The sequence below is a fragment of the Paenibacillus shenyangensis genome (assembly GCF_000346635.1).
Classification (GTDB): Bacteria; Bacillota; Bacilli; order Paenibacillales; family Paenibacillaceae; genus Saccharibacillus; species Saccharibacillus dauci.
On the sequence record NZ_AOIG01000003.1, the window covers coordinates 1 to 21631 of the forward strand.

Genomic DNA, 21631 nt, shown 5'->3' on the forward strand with positions numbered 1-21631 from the left:
TCCATTTTAAGGGGTGCAGTTCATAGACGGATAGAGGCTCTTTTGTTCCGGTAAGTATAACTGCTGGCTGCATCCTTATCCTAATTGATAACATTGTCAGATGCAGCATGCAACCATGATTGATCTTGTTTGTGCAATAGAGGCTTCACCAGATCACTTGCAAATTAAATAATATCGCGATACACCATAAAGAAGCTGATTACAGCTACACATACGGCCAGTCCGATGCTGAGCGAACGGATCTTGGCAGCATGAGCAGAGATATCTCTTTTCTGCTGAATATCAGCCAGTGCGAGCCGCAGGGGCTTGCCCATGATACCGCCAAAAGCTGCAATTGCCAGCAGTAGTACAACGACTACGATCATCCAAGCAATACTGTATGTACCTTGCGTCATCAGATAGCCACCAGTCAGCAGCTGTACAATCAGACCAAACTGTGCCACACGATTAAGCGTACGCACGATTGAAATGGCACCTGACTGCGCCTGGGCATCCCAGCTGCCCAGTTTGCCTGCCACAATCGGCAATACCAGATAGAACCCTGTTGAGAGAGCTCCCAAAATGTGTAAAAATACGAGAATTTGAATCACTGCATATCCTCCCCATCTGTGTTGATATGATTTCATTTCCTTGTTGCTGCATTATTATTTTAACGAATGATCTGTGAAAAATATACTGTTTTGGATTCAGGTTGTGTCCAAACGATGAACAAGTTCCCTTTCTCCCTCCATACAAAAAGGCTGGTTCTCCGCCCTATGACGAAGAACCAGCCTTTTTTATAAAATCATGACGATGGAATTACCCAACAGTATGATGACCAACAGAGATGGATACACTTTCTCTGATTGCTACCTGTCTGTATCCAGGAGGTTACATCAGAAGATAATGTTCTCTCTATAGATCATCAGCCTGTTACCACCTTGATCACGCTGCGTACGGATTCGGCAGACTTGTCCAGTGCTGCTTTCTCCTCAGAGGTAAGCTCCAGTTCAAAAATCTTTTCAATGCCGTCGCCGCCCAGAATAGCCGGTACGCCCATGAACAGATTCTCATAGCCATATTCTCCTTCGAGATAAGCAATCACTGGCAAAATACGCTTCTTGTCCTTAAGCACCGCTTCGGTCATCTGTACGAGAGAAGCTGCAGGCGCATAGTAGGCGCTGCCGTTACCAAGCAGGTTGACGATCTCGCCGCCACCTACACGGGTACGTTGTACTATGGCTTCGATCCGTTCGCTGGAAATGAGAGTATCGATCGGAATCCCGCCTACGCTGGAATAGCGTACGAGCGGTACCATATCGTCTCCATGACCACCAAGCACAAAGCCGCGTACATCTTCTACCGATACATTCAGTTCCTCGGCGATAAAGGTACAATAACGTGCCGTATCGAGTACACCCGATTGACCAATCACCCGGTTTTTGGGGAAGCCCAGTGCCTGATAGGCAACATGGGTCATCGCATCGACCGGATTGCTCAGAATAATCACAATGGACTCGGGAGCCTGCTGCTTGACCTGCTCGCAGACCGACCGGACAATACCTGCATTGGTATTGACCAGATCGTCGCGGCTCATGCCGGGCTTGCGTGCTACCCCTGCCGTAATAATGACTACATCGGAGTCTTTGGTATCGTTATAGTCAGAAGTCCCTTTGATCTGGCTGTCAAACCCCTGAACAGGGCTGGCCTCCATCATGTCAAGCGCTTTTCCCTTAGTCGGATTCTCCAGCTGTGGAATATCTACCAGTACAACGTCTCCCAGCTCTTTTTGGGCGAGCATGAGAGCCGTTGTGGCACCGGTAAATCCGGCGCCCACCACGGTAATTTTTTTGCGCTTAATCGCTGTCATCGGTTCATCTCCCTACATGTTTTCAATTTACATGTTTTCGATAACTTTATCGGCAAACTCGGAGCATTTCACTTCTGTCGCCTGATCCATCAGACGTGCGAAATCGTAAGTTACCGTTTTGTTGTTGATCGATGTTTCCAGACCTTTGTAGATCAGGTCAGCCGCTTCCTGCCAGCCCAGATGCTCAAGCATCATAACCCCGGACAGAATAACGGAACCTGGGTTAACTACGTCTTTGTCTGCATATTTTGGAGCTGTACCGTGCGTAGCTTCGAAGATTGCATGACCTGTTACATAGTTAATGTTGGCGCCCGGAGCGATACCGATACCACCAACCTGTGCTGCCAGTGCATCGGACAGATAGTCACCGTTCAGGTTCAGCGTAGCGATTACATCGAACTCGGCTGGACGTGTCAGGACCTGCTGCAGCGCGATATCGGCAATCGCATCTTTTACGATGATTTTGCCAGCATCTTCAGCTGCTTTTTGTGCTGCATTGGCAGCGTCTGCGCCTTGCTCGTCTTTGATTTTATCGTATTGTGCCCAAGTGAATACTTTGTCGCCGAATTCAGCTTCAGCCACTTCGTAACCCCAGTTTTTGAAAGCACCTTCAGTAAATTTCATGATGTTACCTTTGTGTACCAGCGTTACGCTCTTACGGCCATGATCGACTGCATATTGTACCGCAGCACGAACCAGACGCTTGGAACCTTCTTCGGATACTGGTTTGATACCAATACCGGAAGTTTCCGGGAAGCGGATTTTGTTAACGCCCATTTCGTTTTTCAGGAATTCCAGTACTTTTTTCACTTCTTCCGTACCTTCTTGATACTCGATACCTGCATAGATATCCTCAGTGTTCTCACGGAAGATAACCATGTCTACGAGTTCAGGACGTTTTACCGGAGAAGGTACACCGTCAAAGTAACGAACAGGACGCAGACATACGTACAGATCCAGTTCCTGACGCAGAGCAACGTTCAGGGAACGAATACCACCGCCGATAGGCGTAGTCAGTGGTCCCTTGATTGCTACAGTATATTCACGGATTGCTTCCAGCGTATCGGCTGGCAGCCATTCTCCGTATGTATTAAACGCTTTCTCACCGGCAAATACTTCGTACCAGGCGATTTTTTTGGAGCCGCCATAAGCTTTTTCTACGGCTGCATCCAGCACGCGTACAGAAGCTTTCCAGATGTCGCGTCCTGTACCGTCACCTTCGATAAAAGGAATGATCGGGTTGTTAGGCACCTGCAAATTTCCATTTTCAATCTTGATCTGCTCACCAGCAGTCGGCAGTTCGTATTTTTCAAAGTTCGGCATGATTAAGCTCCTCCTCAGTATTATGGTTGATCCACATCATTCAATCGGTACTGCAAAGTAGTGCGGGCGTCAGCCCTTTGTCAGCCATCCGTTGGTATACTGCACAGTACAGGATTCAGAGCACATTCCGGTAAGGCTGTTGGCATGGATCGCTCAACAACCTGGACCTATCCATAAACGGCCATCTGTCATCTGTATACACAGACGTCCGTGTACATTATGGTATCGACCCTCATCCTGGCTTTGTGATTCTTTTCCTTGACGTGCAGTTATTAACGGTTGTCTTTATTTTAGCAGACGCCACAAGAATTTGGAAACCCGGTTTCAACAGATAAAATCCGGCGGGTATAATTAACGTTCTGTAACCGGACGATATTCCTGATTGTTCGGTCCAACATACTCGGCGCGAGGGCGAATAATGCGGTTGTTTTCGTACTGTTCCAGAATGTGTGCAGCCCATCCGGATACGCGGCTGATTGCAAAAATCGGCGTAAACAGATTACGAGGAATGCCCAGCATGGTGTACACCGAAGCAGAGTAGAAATCTACGTTTGGCTTCAGTCCTTTGCTACCGGTTACAATATCTTCAATCTGTACAGACATGTTATACAGACTCAGATTATTGTTCATTTCGCCCAGTTCGCGGGACATTTTCTGGAGATGCTTGGCACGCGGATCGCCGTTTTTGTATACACGGTGACCAAAGCCCATAATTTTGACTTTATTGCTCAGTTGTTCCTGAATGTAGCTCTCTACACGATCTTCCGAACCGATTTCTTCCAGCATTTTCATTACGGCTTCATTGGCTCCACCATGCAGGGGACCTTTGAGCGCTCCGATTGCGGAAGTAATACCGGAATAGATATCGGACAGCGTCGCTACAGTCACACGGGCAGCAAATGTGGAAGCATTCAGTTCATGATCGGCATGCAGTACAAGTGCCTGATCCAGTGCCTTGATCGCTGTATCTTCCGGCTGCTTGCCGGTCAGCATATACAGGAAATTATGTGCAATCGATACACCCTGCAGCGGAGCAACAGGTTCCTGTCCTTCGGCAATACGGCCCAGTGCAGCTACAATAGCAGGCAGCTGCGCCTGTAATTTGATTACTTTCAGTTCATTGGCCTCACGGCTCATATCATCAGCTTGCTCATCATATAGAGCCAGAGCAGATATCGCACTGCGCAAAGCAGCCATACGATTCATATCTTTAGGATAGAGTTTCATTTGCTCAATCAAGGCATCCGGCAATACTGCATATTTATCCAGATCCTTTTGCAACTGGTCAAGCTCGTTCTGATTTGGCAGCTTACCAAACCAGAGCAAATAGGCGACTTCCTCAAAGCTAGCGTTAACGGCCAGATCATCAATGTCATAACCGCGATAAGTTAAAACACCATCAACGATCGAGCTGATCGATGAACTTGCTGCTACAACGCCTTCCAAACCTTTGGTAGCTGTCATATTACTCTCTCCTTTGCAGAACGATTCTTGAAGTTTTTTGTTCATTCGATAAAATGAAAACATTTACATTTTAAAAAATGTAAAAAATATGAAGATGATAAGATGCAGGGATACAGGGTCACCTGGCCGACAAGTTATAGAAACATCTGCCATTAACCTTCCAAGAACCTTATATCATCATACTTTATTTTGACGGAGTTGTGAACAAAAGTAGTCTTCCGACGGGGTATCAAATTGTTTTATCGCAAAGATAACATTTTTTTGTAAGCATTTACAATGATTGATTATACGCTTTTATGTATCTTTTCCTCCAATAGAATTGTGAGCAAGCCGACATGTAATACCCTATCGGCTCGCTTAGAATATATTAAATTCAGTATTGCCTATCAACCTGCATACAATATCCAATCCAATAGTCTACTCAGTCCGTATACTGTATGCTGCATAAAAGATGAATTACAGCCTGTTTGATGGAGCTACTCCTTACTTATCATCTTCATTCATATTGTAGACACTATTCCATACATCCTCCAATGTCCAACAAGTCCATTCCTTCACATCGGTCTTACCGCCTGCTGCAAAAAGTTCTATTCCGGTCATCGCTCCAGTCGGATAAATGCGACTGGTTAGAGTGGCCCGTCCCTCATTGGCAAACACTTCTATAGAAGAACGATCAAGGAATAGGCGTAAGGTCAGCAGGCCGTCATGCTGCAGCGGCGCCATACGGATTCCATCCTGTGGCTTGCCCGATTTGGAAGCATCGAGTGTTAACTTGCCTTCAGCGATATCATACGTAATAACCGTCTTATCGACTGCTCCACTGTACAGAGTCAATCCAACCTTATTGGACTGACTATTATTCAAATCAAATACTACGAGGATTTCCAGCAATGATTCAGTCACTGTCTCATGACGACGCTCTGTTACAGTGAAACTTTCACCCAATCGGTACTGCTCGCGGCGCAGCAATTTGATTTCTTCGACAGGGTTCATAAGCAAGCGTCCATCTTCATCCAGATTTAGTACACGGGGCAAAGTCAGTGCGCCTGCCCAGCCATGAGCCTTGGTCGGCATATCGGATTCCCACATATCCATCCAGCCAATCGCTATGCGGCGCCCTTTGTTATCCAGCAGAGTTTGCACAGCATAAAAATCATGTCCATGATCCATCTCCCGGAATTCACCATGCCGGAAATCATTGCTTGCATAATCATAGTCACCTACCAGATAACCGGTCTGGAACAGATTCAAGTAACGTTCCTCTTCACGCTCCATCCCCTGCGGTGAGAACAGCAGTACATACCGTCCATCCAATTCGAAAAAGTCAGGACATTCCCACATAAACCCTAGCGTTCCATCGCTTGCAGCCAGTACACCACTATACGTCCATGCTCGTAAATCCGATGAATGATATAGGATAACACGCCCGTGACCATCCGGAGTAGCGTTACCCAGTACCATGTACCATGTATCATTATGCTTCCAAACTTTCGGATCACGGAAATGATGGGCACTGTCTGCCGGAGGCTCGGCAATAACCGGATTGGACTCATATTTTTCAAAAGTAATCCCATCATGACTAACCGCAATATTCTGGTTCTGCGTAAATAAATCCTTATCCCGGTCTGTATAGTGATGTCCCGTATAAATAAGTGTCATCACACCATTATCGTCTACCGCACTACCAGAAAAGCAACCGTCCCGATCACAATCATCGCCTGGTGCCAATGCAATCGGACAGTGCTCCCAATGAACAAGATCACTGCTCTTGACATGTCCCCAGTGCATCGGTCCCCAATTCTCATCGTACGGATGATGCTGGTAAAAGACATGATATTCTCCATTGAACTGCACCAGACCGTTCGGATCATTAATCCAGTTAGCTGGAGCTGCAATATGATAGCCTGGACGATACTGTGGGTTGATTTTTTGGCCGGAGAGTTGTAATGCTTCGGCGGCTTGCTGGATAGAATGAAGTGTAGACATGGATGTTCCTCCTTGAATGTACTCAATAATACCGGTACATACAGCCTTAATAGCTATATGTAACAGGTATACGAGTGTTTGTGTAATATGTTAGGTGATTTGCTGTGTTTCCAGCTTTCCTTTGAGCTGTGGTTTGGGATGTTTGTCGTTGAAAAGTGTGAAGATCGAGATTACCGTAAACAATAGAACAAGCGCCCCCATAACCAGATAAGTAGCACGGAATCCAATATCATCGTACAGCGAGCCGGCAATCGGAGACAGTACAGCCTGGCCGACCTGGGACGCGAACTGAAATCCAACCAGATACAAAATCGAAGATAGCCTTGTATCAAAATGTGCAGCCAGATATTTGAAAATGGCAATCAACATAATTGGCAATTCCAGCGCGTGAATGAGCTTGACCGCCGAAATACCGATCGGCTCGAAAACAAGTCCGGAGCCTACAATACGTACAGCCATCAGCAAACCGGCAAAAATAAGTGATTTTTTGGCACCCAGTTTGTTAACAATAAAGGGTGCCATAAACATCATGCCTGCTTCCAGAAATACCTGAAAGGAATTCAAGTAACCATATACCTGGTTGCCCACCTCATGGGATGGGAACAATGAAGAATAATAAATCGGGAATTGCTGATCATATACACCGTACACGCATGCTACACCGATTACATACAGCATAAAGTACCAGAATGAGCGAAGTGTAAATAGGTTGCCGATATCCTTCAGCGTAACAGAAGCCGCCTTTTCAAGTTCACGTTCCGATACATCAATCCGTACCGACAAAATGATACCAACAAGAATTACGGCGGACACCGAAGAAATCCAGAAATTGATATTCGGATTCAGGTTGAACAGCTGCCCTGCGAAAAAGGTAGCTGCTGCCCAGCCAAGCGAGCCCCACATCCGGGAACGTCCGTATTCAAAACCATACTTGCGGCTGACTTTTTCGACATATGTCTCAATTGCACCAACCCCTGCCAAAAATCCGACACTCAGAAACAATCCGCCTACAATCGCTCCCAGCCACACGTTCACCTGCAGTAAAGGACCATAAACAAAAACAAAAAAGGGCCCTGTAAATACAAGCAGTAAGCTAATAAAAAGCAGAATGTTTCTTTTTAACCCAATCTTGTCGGAAATATAGCCATACAGCGGCTGCGCACAAAGAGCAAAGATAGCGTTTACAGAGAAAATAAGACCATTTTGTGCTCCTGTCAGCTTCATTTCCTGTCCAAGCCAGATCGAGAACAAGGAATAGCTGGAAGACCAGCAAACGAAAAAGAAGAAAAAGTAAAGACTCAGCTTCCAGTACAGGCTTTTTGATACAGGCATAGGGCTCGCTCCTTTATTCATGTAAGTGCTTTCTTGCAAGAATTGTATGTCAACCGGTTTCATATGTCAACCGGATGACATAAAAAAATAATTTAAGGTTGCAAAAATAGGCGAAAGATATTACTGCATCAAAAAACGCCTTTATATATAAAGGCGTTTGGATTTTATCTATACTAGCCACTCGTCACTTGTACCATCAAGCCTCTCAGGCTGTGGTGCCCTCATACAGCTCGACAGGCAGTACAATTTGCTGTGCTTTCTCCTCAAATTCCCCTTCAATTTCTCGCAGCAGCATAGTTATGGCTGCATTTGCAATAGCTTCAATCGGCTGGCGTATGGTCGTCAGCTGTGGCATGAGCGAAGAAGTTACGGCGGTTCCATCATAACCGACTACTTTCAGATCCTCCGGAATAGATATACTGCGTCTACCGGCTTCGTAGATTACGGAGGCTGCAATCATATCATTACTCGCAAATATACCGTCTGCTTGAGGATGCTCATCCAAGGCGCGCCGTATCACAGCAAGCTGATCTTCGCGATCCAATGGCATCTCCATCTCGTATGTATAATGCGGTAATCCTCGCTGCTGCATCATATCCTCAAACGCTTGCCGGCGGAGCTGGGCAGGCGTCTCCAATTCAGCTGGTCCATTAAAATGAAGGATGTATTCGCATCCACGCCCAATCAACCGCTGCGTTGCCAATCGGCCGCCCTCATAGTTGTCGGAGCTAACAACAGGAATAGTCTCGGACAAATAGCGATCGATCGCCACTACAGCGAGATTGGTGCGTTTATAATTAAGTATCCCCCGGTTATGCGTCCCGACAATAATACCGTCTACCTGATTACGCATTAGCATTTCGGCGTATTGTTCTTCTTTATCAATCCGGTTCAGACTATTACATAGCAGCACCTTAAGTCCATGTGCTGCACAAAGATTTTCAATATGAAAAGTCAGTTCCCCAAAAAAAGGATTGGCTGTTGTCGGCAAAATAAGTCCGATCAGATTAGTGCGTTTGTTAAACAACGACCGTGCAATATCATTAGGGAAATAATGAAGCTCCTCCATGGCACTGCGTACTTTCTGTTTTGTTGCTTCGCTGACGTATCCCCTATTGTTCATCATACGCGACACTGTTGTCGGCGAGACGCCGGCTAATTTTGCAACATCTTCCAGTTTGGCTTTCATGCGGCAGCCTCCCTTTTTCCTTTTAGTATACCATTTGCCAAAGGGCAAAAAAAGAAATCGTGCTCTTCCGACAAATATTCTGCCATTCAGGCAATTACAGTCGTTTCAAAACTCAGGCTCGCCGTTTAACATCATGATATATACCTGATTACATACACTGTGCAGTGAGGAGATTGACCATTTTGAATACTACGATCCGCAACCGGATTCTTAGAGGAGTATGGGTACTGGTAGCTATTATCATTACGGCTATCGCTGTACGTTATTTGTTCCCACTGCTCTATCCACTGCTGCTTGCCTGGCTGTTCGCCTATGCGATGAATCCGCTGATTCGTGTATTGCAGCGCCGTCTGCGCTTTCCACGCTGGCTCGCGGTATCGGTATCGCTGCTGCTGTATTTTGGCGGATTACTTACTTTATTGTCACTACTGGTGACACGGCTCGTGCAGGAGACCATTAATCTGACCGAAACGTTTAATGAGCATGTGGACAGCTGGCGGCAGGTGTTGATCGGCTGGACACAGAATGACCGGATTCAATCCATTACCGACGAAATCAGTACCTTTTTGCAGCAAAATCCTTATCAGGATACGATCAATGATAATCTGAATAAGACTACCCAGAGCGTATCTGGGGTAGTCAGCGGCATTGTGACCAGTCTACTCAATATGGTGCTTGATTTTCTGACTGCGCTGCCTAATTTCGCCTGGATTATTGTCGTGGTCGTCCTTTCTGCTTTCTTTATCAGTAATAGCTGGGAGCGGCATACCCGTATTGTCGCTGGCTGGTTTCCATCAAGTATCCGCCAACCTGCAACCGCGATCTGGAGCGATTTGCAAAAAGCCCTGTTCGGCTATATCAAAGCCCAATTTATCCTCATTTCCATTACCGGCATTATCGTGATTATCGGACTATTTATTCTTAATGTGGAGTCGGCTTTATTAATCGGGCTGTTGATCGGTATGGTGGATCTGCTGCCATATCTGGGTGTAGGCATCGTTATGATTCCATGGGCACTATACAACTTTATGAGCGGAGATCTGAAGCTGGGGATTGGTCTTAGCGTTCTATATGTCATTGTACTGATTGTCCGTCAGATGATGGAACCCAAAATACTCGCCAGCAATGTAGGGCTCGACCCGCTGGCTACGCTAATCAGCATGTTCGTCGGTCTGAAGCTATTCGGTGCCCTCGGACTATTGATTGGACCAGTCACTCTGGTATTCGTATCGGCACTGAACCGCGCTAATGTATTTCGCGATCTGCGCAATTATATTGTCAACGGAAGAGTCCGGTAGGCAAGAATCGAGCCTTACTGCTTCCGTTTGCTGCTCCATAATACACCGCGCTTTACTACATTATAAGCAGAAATTCGTTTATTAGTTATCTATCCTTCTGCCCGCAGCATCTACTATCATCTTATACAACAAATAAAAAAGACTTCCTTTATGCCAAGGGAAGTCTTTTTCAGTGCTGACCGATTAGGGACGGTATATCGTAATTGAACCTTTTTTCATCCGCTTCTCAATCCATTTGAGCAACAGATTCCGATATAGTGGACGAGTCAGCGGAAATACAATTGTAAAACCGATCACATCGAGTACAAAGCCTGGCAAAACGAGCATGATACCGCCGATAAACACACATAATCCATCCAGCATTTTACGGCCGGGCGGCTGATTGGCATTGATAAGGGCTTTGGTATCTTCGAGTACTTTGCGTCCTTCGAACCTCATCATGACAATGCCGATCAGCGAGGTCAATATGAGCAGAATCAGCGTATTCCAGCCGCCAATCCATTCAATCATCTGAAGAAAAATGTACCATTCCAGGAGCGGCACAATAATAATTAATGCAGCAATCCACTTTTTCAACCCGTACCTCTCCTCTCTATTGCAAAGACCGTACAAGTGAATCATACAGCTGCGGCAGAACTTTATCAAGCCGCACTGGCGTAAACTCCCTGCTTACCCATACATGCTTGGTAGAACCGCCTGTCAGCGGCTCTCCAGGCAGCTCTGCGCCATCAGGGAAGGTAATACGTGGTCCTACAGCCGAAGCATCACCTACTAGATTACGGTCCTCATCAGCAAGCAGATGAATTTTGTATTCATAATCAATACGCAGCCTGGAGAAATTGACAATCCGCGTATACACAGCCACCCGATCATCATATCGCGCCGGACGACCGTAACTCAGTGAAGCATCTATCAGAGGGAGCAGCACCCCTGCCGCTTCCATATCCCGGTACCGAAATCCCAGATCGCGGATCATTTCGGTCCGTCCCAGTTCGAACCAGTTCAAATAATTGGTGTGATAGACGACCCCCATCGGGTCATTCTCCTGATAACGTACCCGAAACGAAATTCCATGCCATTCACTTGGCAGCTGCAGTTGTTCTCTTGCCATTGCTCTCTTCCTCCACTCTTCTCTTTTGTCATTCCTCTGTATATTACGTTTATTTTTCTATATAGATACACAGCAAATCAGCAAAAAAAGCAATGGAAGACTCCACTGCTTTCTTTGCATCGTATTATATAAGCACTATGCCGGATTATTTCGCGGACATTTGTGCTACTTTGATAAGGTTTGTAGAACCTGATTTGCCCAGTGGGATACCAGCTGTGATAACAACCAGATCGCCTTCTTTGAGCAGACCGGAATCTTTACCACCCTGCAGGGCGATATCGAACAGTTCATCTGTAGAATGAGCTTCTGTGCCTTTAACCGGCAGTACGCCCCAAGTCAGAGCCAGACGACGCATCGTTTGTTCCTTAGTCGTTACCGCAATGATTGGTGCCTGCGGACGATATTTGGATACTACACGTGCAGTATGACCGGATTCGGTAGAAGAAATGATCGCTGTTGCATTCAGATCCATTGCGCAGCTAGCTACAGATTGGCTGATTGCTTCAGTTACTGTAGTTTGTTGTGCATGGCTTTGCTTCAGGAAGATTTCACGGTAATCCAGTGCAGATTCCGCTTTTTCTGCGATGCGGGACATCGTCAGTACGGATTCTACCGGATATTTACCAGCAGCTGTTTCGCCGGACAGCATGATTGCATCTGTTCCGTCGAAGATTGCGTTGGCTACGTCACTCGCTTCCGCACGAGTCGGACGCGGGTTACGTTGCATGGAATCCAGCATTTGAGTTGCTGTGATAACCGGTTTGCCTGCACGATTACATTTTTCGATCATGCGTTTTTGTACCAGTGGTACTTCTTCGGCAGGAATTTCTACACCAAGGTCACCACGGGCTACCATCAGACCGTCGGATACTTTCAGGATTTCGTCCAGGTTGTCCACGCCCTGCTGGTTCTCGATTTTGGAGATGATTTGGATGTGCGGAGCACCTTTTTCTTCGAGCAATTTACGGATTTCCAGTACGTCACTTGCTTTACGTACGAAGGAAGCAGCGATGAAATCTACACCCTGCTCAATACCGAAGATAATATCGTTCGCATCTTTTTCAGTAATACCTGGCAGGGAAATATTCACGCCCGGTACGTTAACGCCTTTGCGGCCTTTGATTTGTCCACCGTTAACGATACGGCATTTGATTTCAGTACCCAGAACCTGTACTACGCTCAGACCAATCAGACCATCGTCGATCAGAATTGTGGAACCTACTTCCACATCTCCCGGCAGATCCTGGTAAGATACAGTCAGACGATGCTGGTCACCGAGGATTTCTTCGGTAGTCAGCGTGATGTACTCATCTTGAACCAGATCAATCGGCTCTTCTTTCAGTTTGCCGATACGGATCTCCGGACCTTTGGTATCCAGCAGGATTGCTACTGTTTTACCCAGTTCTTTGCTGGCTTGTTTGATGTTTTTGATACGGTTGCCGTGCTCTTCAAAGTCACCATGAGAGAAGTTCAGGCGGGATACATTCATACCTGCCATGATCAGTTTTTTCGTGTTCTCCAAGGACTCACTTGCCGGTCCAATCGTACATACAATTTTCGTTTTACGCATAATTGATTTCCTCCGTTTTCAAGGTCTCTCTATTTTCTTTTTCCAACATAGCTCATTGTTTGGTAACAACAAGCCCCAACAAACAAATTTACTACAAATTCTCGCTTTTGTATACAGCTTGTTGAAGAAGCCGGTCGGCGGAAGCTCCGGAATCTTCATAAGCTATCTTCGAGACTCTGTAGTAAATTATACGTTACTCTTGTAAATTACATATAAATTCCGCCGGAAACATTCCGAATTAATGATGTGGAGTGCGCGGAGCATCCTCATCTCCCGGCTGTTCTGCCAATGAAGAAAGATGTTTGATCGTATGATCTATCGGCTGCATGGACTCATCTGCTGCCTTCTCGACTTTTCCCTGTTCGCTCTCGCTTGAACTTCCAAAGACATTGCTGCTTACCCGTTTTTCCGCAAATTCACCGATCTTGCGGAATTTCTGATAACGCTGTTCGACCAGTGCATCGCCGTCCATGCCGGACAATTCCTGCAAATGAATCAGCAGATGCTCCTTGAGAGCGGCTCCAGTTGCTTCGTAATCCTTATGGGCACCACCACGAGGCTCGGGAACAATCCCTTCGATGATTTCCATTTGCAGCAGATCATCTGCCGTGATTTTCATCGCTTCGGCAGCCTGATCGGCTTTGGATGCATCTTTCCACAGGATGGAGGCTGCACCATTCGGTGAAATCGCCGAATAAATAGCATTTTCCATCATGAGTACACGGTTGCCTACACCGATCGCCAGCGCACCACCGCTTCCGCCTTCGCCAATGACTACGCAGATGACAGGCACACGCAATCTGGCCATCTCCCACAGGCTGCGGGCGATTGCTTCAGACTGACCGCGCTCTTCTGCTGTATTACCCGGATACGCACCCTTGGTATCAATAAATGTCACAATTGGACGTCCAAATTTCTCAGCCTGCTTCATCAGACGGATCGATTTACGGTAGCCTTCGGGGTGAGGACTACCAAAGAAGCGCGCGATATTATCCTTGGTATCCTTACCGCGCTGATGACCGATAACCGTGACCGGCTGGCCTTCCAGACGTGCAAGTCCTCCAACGATTGCCAGATCATCACCGAACATGCGATCACCATGCAGTTCGATAAAGTCTGTAAAAATGAGCGGAATCAGCTCCAGCGTCGTAGGACGCTGCTGATTCCGGGCCAGATGCATTTTCTGCGCCGGGCTGATATGTGTATAGATCTCGCTCTCCATCTGGCGGTAACGCTCTTCCAGACGGTTGATTTCATCAGCGAAATCGATTCCTTTTTCCTGACCGAACTGCTTCAGCTCGTCGATCTTTTTGCGCAATTCAACGAGAGGCATTTCAAAAGGCATCTCTCCTGCCACTTAAAATCCCCCTTTCCCGCTATGATAGTCCAATAGATCGGACAACATAGTCTTCATGTCTTTGCGATGAACAACCATATCCAGCTGTCCATGCTCCAGGTTGAACTCGGCTGTCTGGAAATTATCAGGCAGCTTCTGACGGATCGTCTGTTCAATAACGATACGTCCGGCGAACCCAAACAGCGCACCTGGTTCAGCGATAATCACATCGCCCAGTGTCGCAAAGCTCGCAGATACTCCGCCCATCGTCGGATCTGTGATGACGGATATGTACAGACCGCCGTTATCCTGGAAGCGCGACAGTGCCGCACTCGTCTTGGCCATCTGCATCAGACTGATAATACTCTCCTGCATACGGGCACCGCCGGATGTGGAGAACATGATCAGCGGCAGATTGCGCTCATCCGCTGCTTCGATCGCACGGGTGATTTTCTCCCCGACAACCGAACCCATACTACCGCTGAAAAAGTCAAAGCTCATCACCGCGAGCATCGCACGATGCCCTTCGATCACGCCTTCGCCTGTAATCACGGCATCACGCAGGCCGGAGTTCATTTTTTGCTGCTCCAGCTTTTTGGCATAACCCGGGAAGTTCAGCGGATCAATAGATTCCATACCGGCATCCATCTCCGTAAACTGACCTTCATCCACCGTCATAACGATTCGTTCAATCGCATTCAGGCGCATATGATAGCCGCAATTGCTGCATACTTTCAGGTTCTTTTCCAGTTCTTTGCTGTAATGAATCGTGCCACATTTGCTGCACTTGTTCATCAGCCCTTCCGGAATTTCCCGTTTTGGGCGTTCCTGCGACGGCTCATCTGATGCGGACTCATTGCTCCAGCGCTGTGAAGGAATGGTCGCATATTTTTTCTTCTTCTGGAATAAATCTCTAAACACAACTACACCTCTTCAGACGTATACTTATTCCCCTGCTTATTGAATAAATCATCATTATTTATAACGAACACAAGCTGGACTTAGTGATTACAAAAAATAGGCATACTTAAGCCCACATCATGGGATAATGATACCATACCACATTTTTTTGCCGTAACAAAGAGCATAGACAATAAATCAATCCACCGGTCGATCATAACCGGTGGACCGCAGGGTGCTTTTTCACTTGACTTTTACTGTCCCTTCGCCAAGCATTTGTTCCATTTCCTTGAACAGTGCAGGCGACGGTTTGATCCGGTAGCTGTCGCTCAGATCCAGCAGTTTTTGACTTTCCTCGTAAAAAAGTACGGTGCCAAGCTGACCTGGATGACTGGAAAGCAGCTGCTTGAGCTGTTCCAGTCGCCCTGCCTGCTGGGCTTCACGAGTAATTTTGATATATACGGTTTGGCTTGGTTTGCCTGCATTGTCCTGCTCAGCAGCCGCTTTGCCGCTCGAAGAAGCTGGCGCCGAAGAAGTCGATGCCACAGTGGAAGATGCCTTTCCTGCTGCTGCCGGCTGTGTCTTGCTTTTCGCTACCGGTGACGGACGGCGTGCTGCTGGAGCACCTGTAGAAGTTTTGCTGCGCCGCTGGCGAGCTTTCTCTGCCATTTCTCCGGCTGCTGCCGGTGTCAATGGTACAGCTTCCTCGGCAAGCAGTTTGAATCCTTCTTCTTCCTGTTTCTGGAGTCTCCCTCGAATGACGAGCAGTACCCCTTTGTCCACAAGCTCATTATATTTGCGCCATACTTCGGGGAACATGACCACTTCGCATTTCTCGATCTGGTCTTCCATTTCCATAAAGGCCATGGATTTACCCTGTTTGGTTGTGATCGCTTTGAGTGAAACAACCATTCCTGCGACCGCCACCATACTGTCATCCTCGGCTTCATGCAGATTCATCAGTCGTGACAGGCCGGACTCTTCAATCACCCGCTCATAATCATCCAGCGGATGACCAGACAAATACAGACCCAGCAGCTCGCGCTCGAACTCCAGCTGCTCTCCGGCTGTAAATGGCGGAATATCCGGGTAAGAGACTTCCCAGTTAGGTTTCTCTCCAAGATCGAAATCGAACATCTCGATCTGCAGTTCCTCGCGTTCCTTGCGCCATTTCGCCGCTTCCTTGATCGTCTCATCCAGCATCTGCAGCAGCTGGGCGCGATGTCCTGGCAACGTGTCAAATGCTCCGGCCTGGATCAGGGATTCGATTACCCGCTTGTTGCAGGCTTTTGGGTCTACACGGCGACAGAAATCAACCAGACTATCAAATGGACGTTCTGCACGTTCCTTGATAATGCTGTTAATGGCCTGGGTACCGACATTTTTGACCGCGCCGAGTCCAAAGCGGATATGTCCGGTGATTTGTGCTGTTTCCGCTGCTTGCTCACCAGTCGAATTAGCTTCTACTTTATCCAGGTTGCTATCCGAATTTTCCTGGGATAGCTGCGCATGTCCCGTCACATCTTCAGCAGGATTCTCCCCTGACTGATGTGGTAAAGCCAAATCTTCCAGAACTGGTGTGAAGGTAATTCCGCTCGTGTTCACATCTGGCGGTAGCACTTCGACACCGACACGCTGGCATTCCAGTACATATTCGGCTACTTTACGATGCGTTCCCATTACTGCCGTCAGCATGGAAGCAATAAATTGCACCGGATAATGAGCTTTGAGATAGGCGGTCTGGAAAGCCAGCACACCATAAGCCGTGGCATGTGCCCGCGGGAATCCATAATCGGCAAAACGCACGATCATGTCATAGACCGTATTGGCATCCTGCTCGGTATATCCTTGCTGCAGACTGCCCTGTACAAAGTGTTCTCGTTCCTGATCGAGCACTTCCCGCTTTTTCTTGGATACGGCTCGCCGCAGTAAATCCGCTTCCCCCAGCGAAAATCCTGCCATTGTGGAAGCAATCTGCATAATCTGTTCCTGATAGACGATAATGCCGTACGTATCCTGCAGGATCGGCTTCAGGTCATTATGTGGATATTCCGGTACAGAACGGCCGTGTTTGGCCTCAATGTAACGTGGAATAAAATCCATCGGACCCGGACGATACAGCGCATTGACCGAGACAATATCTTCAAATTCACTTGGCTTCAGATCACGCAGTACTCTGCGGATACCCGGGGATTCCAATTGAAATACCCCCATGGTATCGCCCTGGCTAAGCATCTGATAGGTATCGGGATCATCGAATGGAATCCGGTCAAAGTCAATCTTCTCACCCGTTTGCTCTTCCACCCACTCCAGACAACGCTCAATAATGGATAGCGTTCGCAGACCCAGGAAGTCCATTTTGAGCATACCGATAGCTTCCAGATTTTCCATCGTGTATTGTGTCAGCACCGCATGCTCACTGCCTTCCTGCAGAGGAACGACATCGGTCAATGGACCACTGGAAATAACAACGCCTGCCGCGTGTGTAGACGCATGACGCGGCATACCTTCGACCTTGAGTGCGGTATCGATCATCTCGCGCACAGGTGCGGATTTGACGTATCTTTCTTTCAATTCCGGTACCTGATCAAGTGCACGCTGAATCGTTACACCAATCTGTGCCGGAATCAGCTTGGCTGCTTTGTCGGTATCGGCATAAGGTACATTCAGTGCCCGTCCTACATCGCGTACCGCAGCCCGCGCAGCCAGTGTACCAAAGGTAATAATCTGCGCAACCCGGTCACGACCATATTTCTCCACCACATAATCAATCATTTCATCCCGGCGCAGATCGCTGAAATCAATATCGATATCAGGCATGGATACACGTGCCGGATTCAGAAAACGCTCAAACAACAGCTTGTATCGAATCGGATCTACATTCGTAATTTGCAGCACATAAGCAACCAGACTGCCGGCAGACGATCCCCGCCCCGGTCCGGTAGCGATTCCCTGGCGATGAGCATAATTCATGAAATCCCATACAATCAGGAAGTAATCGTCAAATCCCATATTGCCAATAACCGAGAGTTCATAAGCGAGCCGTTCATCCAGCACTCGGCGCTCCTCGGGATCATTCCATAGCTCGGTTCCTTCGTAGCGTTGTACTAGCCCTTCCTGACACAGCTGAGCCAGATAAGTTCCTGCATTCATGCCTTCCGGCAGCGGATGATAGGCAGGCAGCAGCGAAGTACCAAAGGTAAGCTCCAAATGGCATTTATCTGCAATAACAGTAGTATTATCGATCGCTTCCGGTACATAGCGGAACAGAGCTTCCATTTGCTCTTCATTTTTGAGATAAAGCTGATTGGTCGGAATACGCAGACGGCTCTCATCTTCTACCGTCTTGCCGGTTCCGATACAGATCAGCACATCCTGCGTCTTGGCATCCTCTTCGGTCAGATAATGCACATCATTGGTCGCAACAAGCGGTATACTCAGTTCGCGTGCCAATTCGATCAGCAGTGGCGTGACCTTTTTCTGTTCGGCCAGACCATGATCCTGCAGTTCGATATAGAAGTCTTCTCCAAAAATCTGCTGGTAACGCAAAGCTGCCTTTCTCGCTTCGTCCAGCTGTCCATGCAGCAGATGCTGCGGAATCTCCCCGCCCAGACAGGCGCTGAGACAAATAATGCCTTCGTGATACTGCTGCAGTGCTTCCGCATCAATACGCGGTTTATAGTGAAAACCTTCCAGATGGCCGACAGAGCAGAGCTTCATCAGATTCCGGTAGCCTGTTTCATTTTTGGCCAGCAGTAACAAGTGGTGAATCGGCTGGTCTTTGCGTGCTGCCTTTTCCTTGCGTGATCCGGCCGTGTAATACGCCTCGCAGCCAATAATCGGCTTAATACCATGCTGCAGGCATGCTTTGTAGAACGGGATGGCACCGTACATTACGCCATGATCCGTCAATGCCAGCGAAGTCATTCCTGCTGCCGCTGCACTGGCGACCAGATCCTGGATACGCGCAGCCCCGTCCAGCAGACTGTATTCACTATGCACATGCAAATGTACAAATGGGGTCATACGCTTCCCTGCTTTCCTTGTGTAATATCAGACAACTGATGAATCTATACTCTCATCTATACTATTTTATCATATTCAGCCTATAGACCGTCAGAGTTTGCAAAAAAATGAATGCGATGAACAGAGGTTACTATTCTTTTCTAAACTTCCCCGATCAGGTCACCGATAAATCTATCATTCAGAATAATAATCACTATTGATTAAATAGACAGGGGATATGAATTTATGAAAAAGCAGTTAATCCTGATGATGTGTCTGATAACGATCATCCCAATGATTGTATTCGGTGCATTCAGTCTGATCAGCACTACCCACAAAATTCAAAAAGATGCGTACAACATGAATGAGCAGAATGTTGAACTGGTACTTCAGAAAGCGCAAACACTGGTAAATACGGAACTCGCTATGCTGCAGCAGCTTGCCACCAATCCGGAATTCAAGGAATTCACTCCCGCTCAATTACCACAGGTCAAAAACCTGCTCGTCCAGACTTCCCAACTGCATCCGGAGCTGCAAACCATCGTATTCAGCAATAAGGATGGCCAGCAGCTCGCCAAAAATACCGATGCCGATCTTGATAATGTCAGCGACCGTGATTATTTCAAACAGCTGATCTCCACCCAAAAGCAGGTCGTCTCCGATGTCCTCGTGAGTAAATCCACTGGCAAAAAAATCATTAATATCGTTTATCCTGTTTTTGATAACACTAATACATTGACAGGTATGATTCAGTGTTCGCTGCCACTCGACAGCATGAGCACCTACGCCAAGGAATTTTCCATTAATGGACAGACAGCTTACATCGCTGATCGTACAGGAGTTATTCTGGCTCATCCTGTCGCCGCTTCGCTTGATACAGATATCAAATCCACTCCATCCTTTCAACAGGGCGCTGCCGGTCAATCAGGCACTCTAACCTATGGAGAAGGAAATGATAAGAAGCTCGTTTCTTATGTACCTGATCCGGTAACTGGCTGGACGGTCTTCAGTGAAAAGTCATATAACCTCATCATGGAAGACTATTATACCCTGCTCTATAACAGCATTATTATTCTTGCTGTTTCACTACTGGTTGCTATTGCTGCCGGATATATTTTCTCTACCCGTCTGACACGTCCGATTATGCAGCTGGTAGAAGTCACCCGTGCTGTAGCAGATGGCGATCTGACATCTACCTGGACTATCCGCTCCAAAAATGAAGTGGGGGCCCTGTCCGATGCACTCGCACAGATGACCGGTAATTTGCGGGATATCGTCTCTCATCTCAAGGATACTTCTCTTCATCTGGCCTCTTCTTCCGAAGAACTCACAGCGAGCGCTGGCGAGACCTCTTATGCCTCTCAGCATATTGCCGAGTCCATTCAGGAAATGGCAGCCGGTTCTGATCGACAGGCCGAACATGTGAATTATACTTCTTCCACGGTTCATCAGATGGCTGATGGAATACAGAATATCGCCGGTAGCGCCCAGGAAGTCGCATCTACGGCTGTCCTGACTTCTACCAAAGTCACGGAAGGAGACGAAGCGCTCCGGGCTGCCGGTCATGAAATCACCAAACTGAAATCCATTTTTGGCGAACTATCCGGTTCGGTAGGTAATCTGGATAAAAATTCCCAGACTATCAATCAAATTGTCAGTGTTATTGCCCAGATTGCCAAACAGACCAATCTGTTATCCCTGAATGCAGGTATCGAAGCCGCTCGTGCAGGTGAACATGGCAAAGGATTCAGCGTGGTCGCCAAAGAAATCAGCAATCTGGCAGACGAAGCTTCCACTTCGGCTAGTCAGATCAGCAACCTGATCGACAGCATCCAAAAAGAAATTCATACCGTTGTCAACAAAACAGAAGCAGGCTCCCAGGAAGTCGAGCAAAGTATCCAGGCAGTAGATACCGCCGGTCAATCTTTTGGATTGATTCGCCAGTATGTACAGGAAGTCGCGCAGAGTATTCAAAGCGTCTCCTCTGCTTCATCCAATCTGTCCAGCGGTACCCAACAGGTGATCCAGTCGGTTAACCAGATGTCTGATATCACCAGCACTTCTGTAGGCGAGATTGAATCTGTATCTGCTGCTACCGAGCAGCAACTTGCCACTATGGAAGAAATTGCTGCTTCTTCTGCGGTGTTATCCAATGTCGCTCAGGAACTCAAAGTTATGGTTGAGAAGTTCAAAGTGTAATGACATGGCTATAAATATTTGCAGGAATCATACATTCTATTCCAGTCAAACAACGTTATAACTGCCCAC

Annotated in this window: 15 protein-coding genes; 2 read left to right on the top strand and 13 right to left on the bottom strand. The window is 47.3% G+C overall.

From position 1 onward, the window contains the following. Positions 1 to 164: 164 nt before the first annotated feature. The 7 genes from H065_RS0101475 to H065_RS0101505 form a co-directional block, all read right to left on the bottom strand. Positions 165 to 590 (bottom strand): hypothetical protein, encoded by a 426-nt coding sequence (locus tag H065_RS0101475; protein WP_017811229.1) that lies wholly within the window; start codon positions 588 to 590, stop codon positions 165 to 167. Between the two features lie 314 nt (positions 591 to 904). After that, positions 905 to 1849, bottom strand: coding sequence for a malate dehydrogenase (gene mdh, locus H065_RS0101480; RefSeq protein ID WP_017811230.1), 945 nt, complete (start codon positions 1847 to 1849; stop codon positions 905 to 907). A 27-nt stretch (positions 1850 to 1876) separates the two neighbouring features. After that, positions 1877 to 3172, bottom strand: a complete 1296-nt coding sequence (gene icd, locus H065_RS0101485) for an NADP-dependent isocitrate dehydrogenase (RefSeq protein ID WP_017811231.1) — start codon at positions 3170 to 3172, stop codon at positions 1877 to 1879. A gap of 351 nt (positions 3173 to 3523) precedes the next feature. Beyond that, positions 3524 to 4636, bottom strand: a complete 1113-nt coding sequence (gene citZ / locus H065_RS0101490; protein WP_017811232.1) for a citrate synthase — start codon at positions 4634 to 4636, stop codon at positions 3524 to 3526. 483 nt (positions 4637 to 5119) lie between these two features. Continuing rightward, positions 5120 to 6622, bottom strand: coding sequence for a glycoside hydrolase family 32 protein (locus H065_RS0101495; protein ID WP_017811233.1), 1503 nt, complete (start codon positions 6620 to 6622; stop codon positions 5120 to 5122). Between the two features lie 90 nt (positions 6623 to 6712). Then, complete coding sequence (locus H065_RS0101500) at positions 6713 to 7954, bottom strand: MFS transporter (protein ID WP_017811234.1); 1242 nt, start codon at positions 7952 to 7954, stop codon at positions 6713 to 6715. Positions 7955 to 8159: 205 nt separating this feature from the next. Next, positions 8160 to 9143 carry a LacI family DNA-binding transcriptional regulator gene (locus tag H065_RS0101505; RefSeq protein ID WP_017811235.1) on the bottom strand — a complete coding sequence of 328 codons (984 nt, stop codon included), beginning with the start codon at positions 9141 to 9143 and terminating at the stop codon, positions 8160 to 8162. 182 nt (positions 9144 to 9325) lie between these two features. On the opposite strand from H065_RS0101505, the gene ytvI reads away from it, so the two are divergent. After that, positions 9326 to 10441 (top strand): sporulation integral membrane protein YtvI, encoded by a 1116-nt coding sequence (gene ytvI, locus H065_RS0101510; protein WP_017811236.1) that lies wholly within the window; start codon positions 9326 to 9328, stop codon positions 10439 to 10441. A gap of 183 nt (positions 10442 to 10624) precedes the next feature. Here ytvI and H065_RS0101515 read toward each other — a convergent pair whose 3' ends face one another. The 6 genes from H065_RS0101515 to H065_RS0101540 all read right to left on the bottom strand — a co-directional run bounded on the left by H065_RS0101515 (position 10625) and on the right by H065_RS0101540 (position 19384). Next, positions 10625 to 11017, bottom strand: a complete 393-nt coding sequence (locus H065_RS0101515; protein WP_017811237.1) for an FxsA family protein — start codon at positions 11015 to 11017, stop codon at positions 10625 to 10627. A gap of 16 nt (positions 11018 to 11033) precedes the next feature. Next, on the bottom strand, positions 11034 to 11552 hold the full coding sequence (locus H065_RS0101520) for an acyl-CoA thioesterase (protein ID WP_017811238.1): 519 nt from the start codon (positions 11550 to 11552) through the stop codon (positions 11034 to 11036). 145 nt (positions 11553 to 11697) lie between these two features. After that, complete coding sequence (gene pyk / locus H065_RS0101525) at positions 11698 to 13122, bottom strand: pyruvate kinase (RefSeq protein WP_017811239.1); 1425 nt, start codon at positions 13120 to 13122, stop codon at positions 11698 to 11700. Between the two features lie 238 nt (positions 13123 to 13360). Next, positions 13361 to 14479 carry an acetyl-CoA carboxylase carboxyltransferase subunit alpha gene (locus H065_RS0101530; protein WP_017811240.1) on the bottom strand — a complete coding sequence of 373 codons (1119 nt, stop codon included), beginning with the start codon at positions 14477 to 14479 and terminating at the stop codon, positions 13361 to 13363. Then, positions 14480 to 15379: an acetyl-CoA carboxylase, carboxyltransferase subunit beta gene (gene accD / locus H065_RS0101535; RefSeq protein WP_017811241.1), complete on the bottom strand. Its 900-nt coding sequence runs from the start codon at positions 15377 to 15379 to the stop codon at positions 14480 to 14482. Between the two features lie 222 nt (positions 15380 to 15601). After that, positions 15602 to 19384, bottom strand: a complete 3783-nt coding sequence (locus tag H065_RS0101540) for a DNA polymerase III subunit alpha (RefSeq protein WP_017811242.1) — start codon at positions 19382 to 19384, stop codon at positions 15602 to 15604. Positions 19385 to 19609: 225 nt separating this feature from the next. Here H065_RS0101540 and H065_RS0101545 point away from each other — a divergent pair, with 225 nt between their 5' ends. Further along, a complete protein-coding gene (locus H065_RS0101545) occupies positions 19610 to 21562 on the top strand; it encodes a methyl-accepting chemotaxis protein (RefSeq protein ID WP_017811243.1) in 1953 nt (650 codons plus the stop codon). The last annotated feature ends 69 nt before the right edge of the window (positions 21563 to 21631 follow it).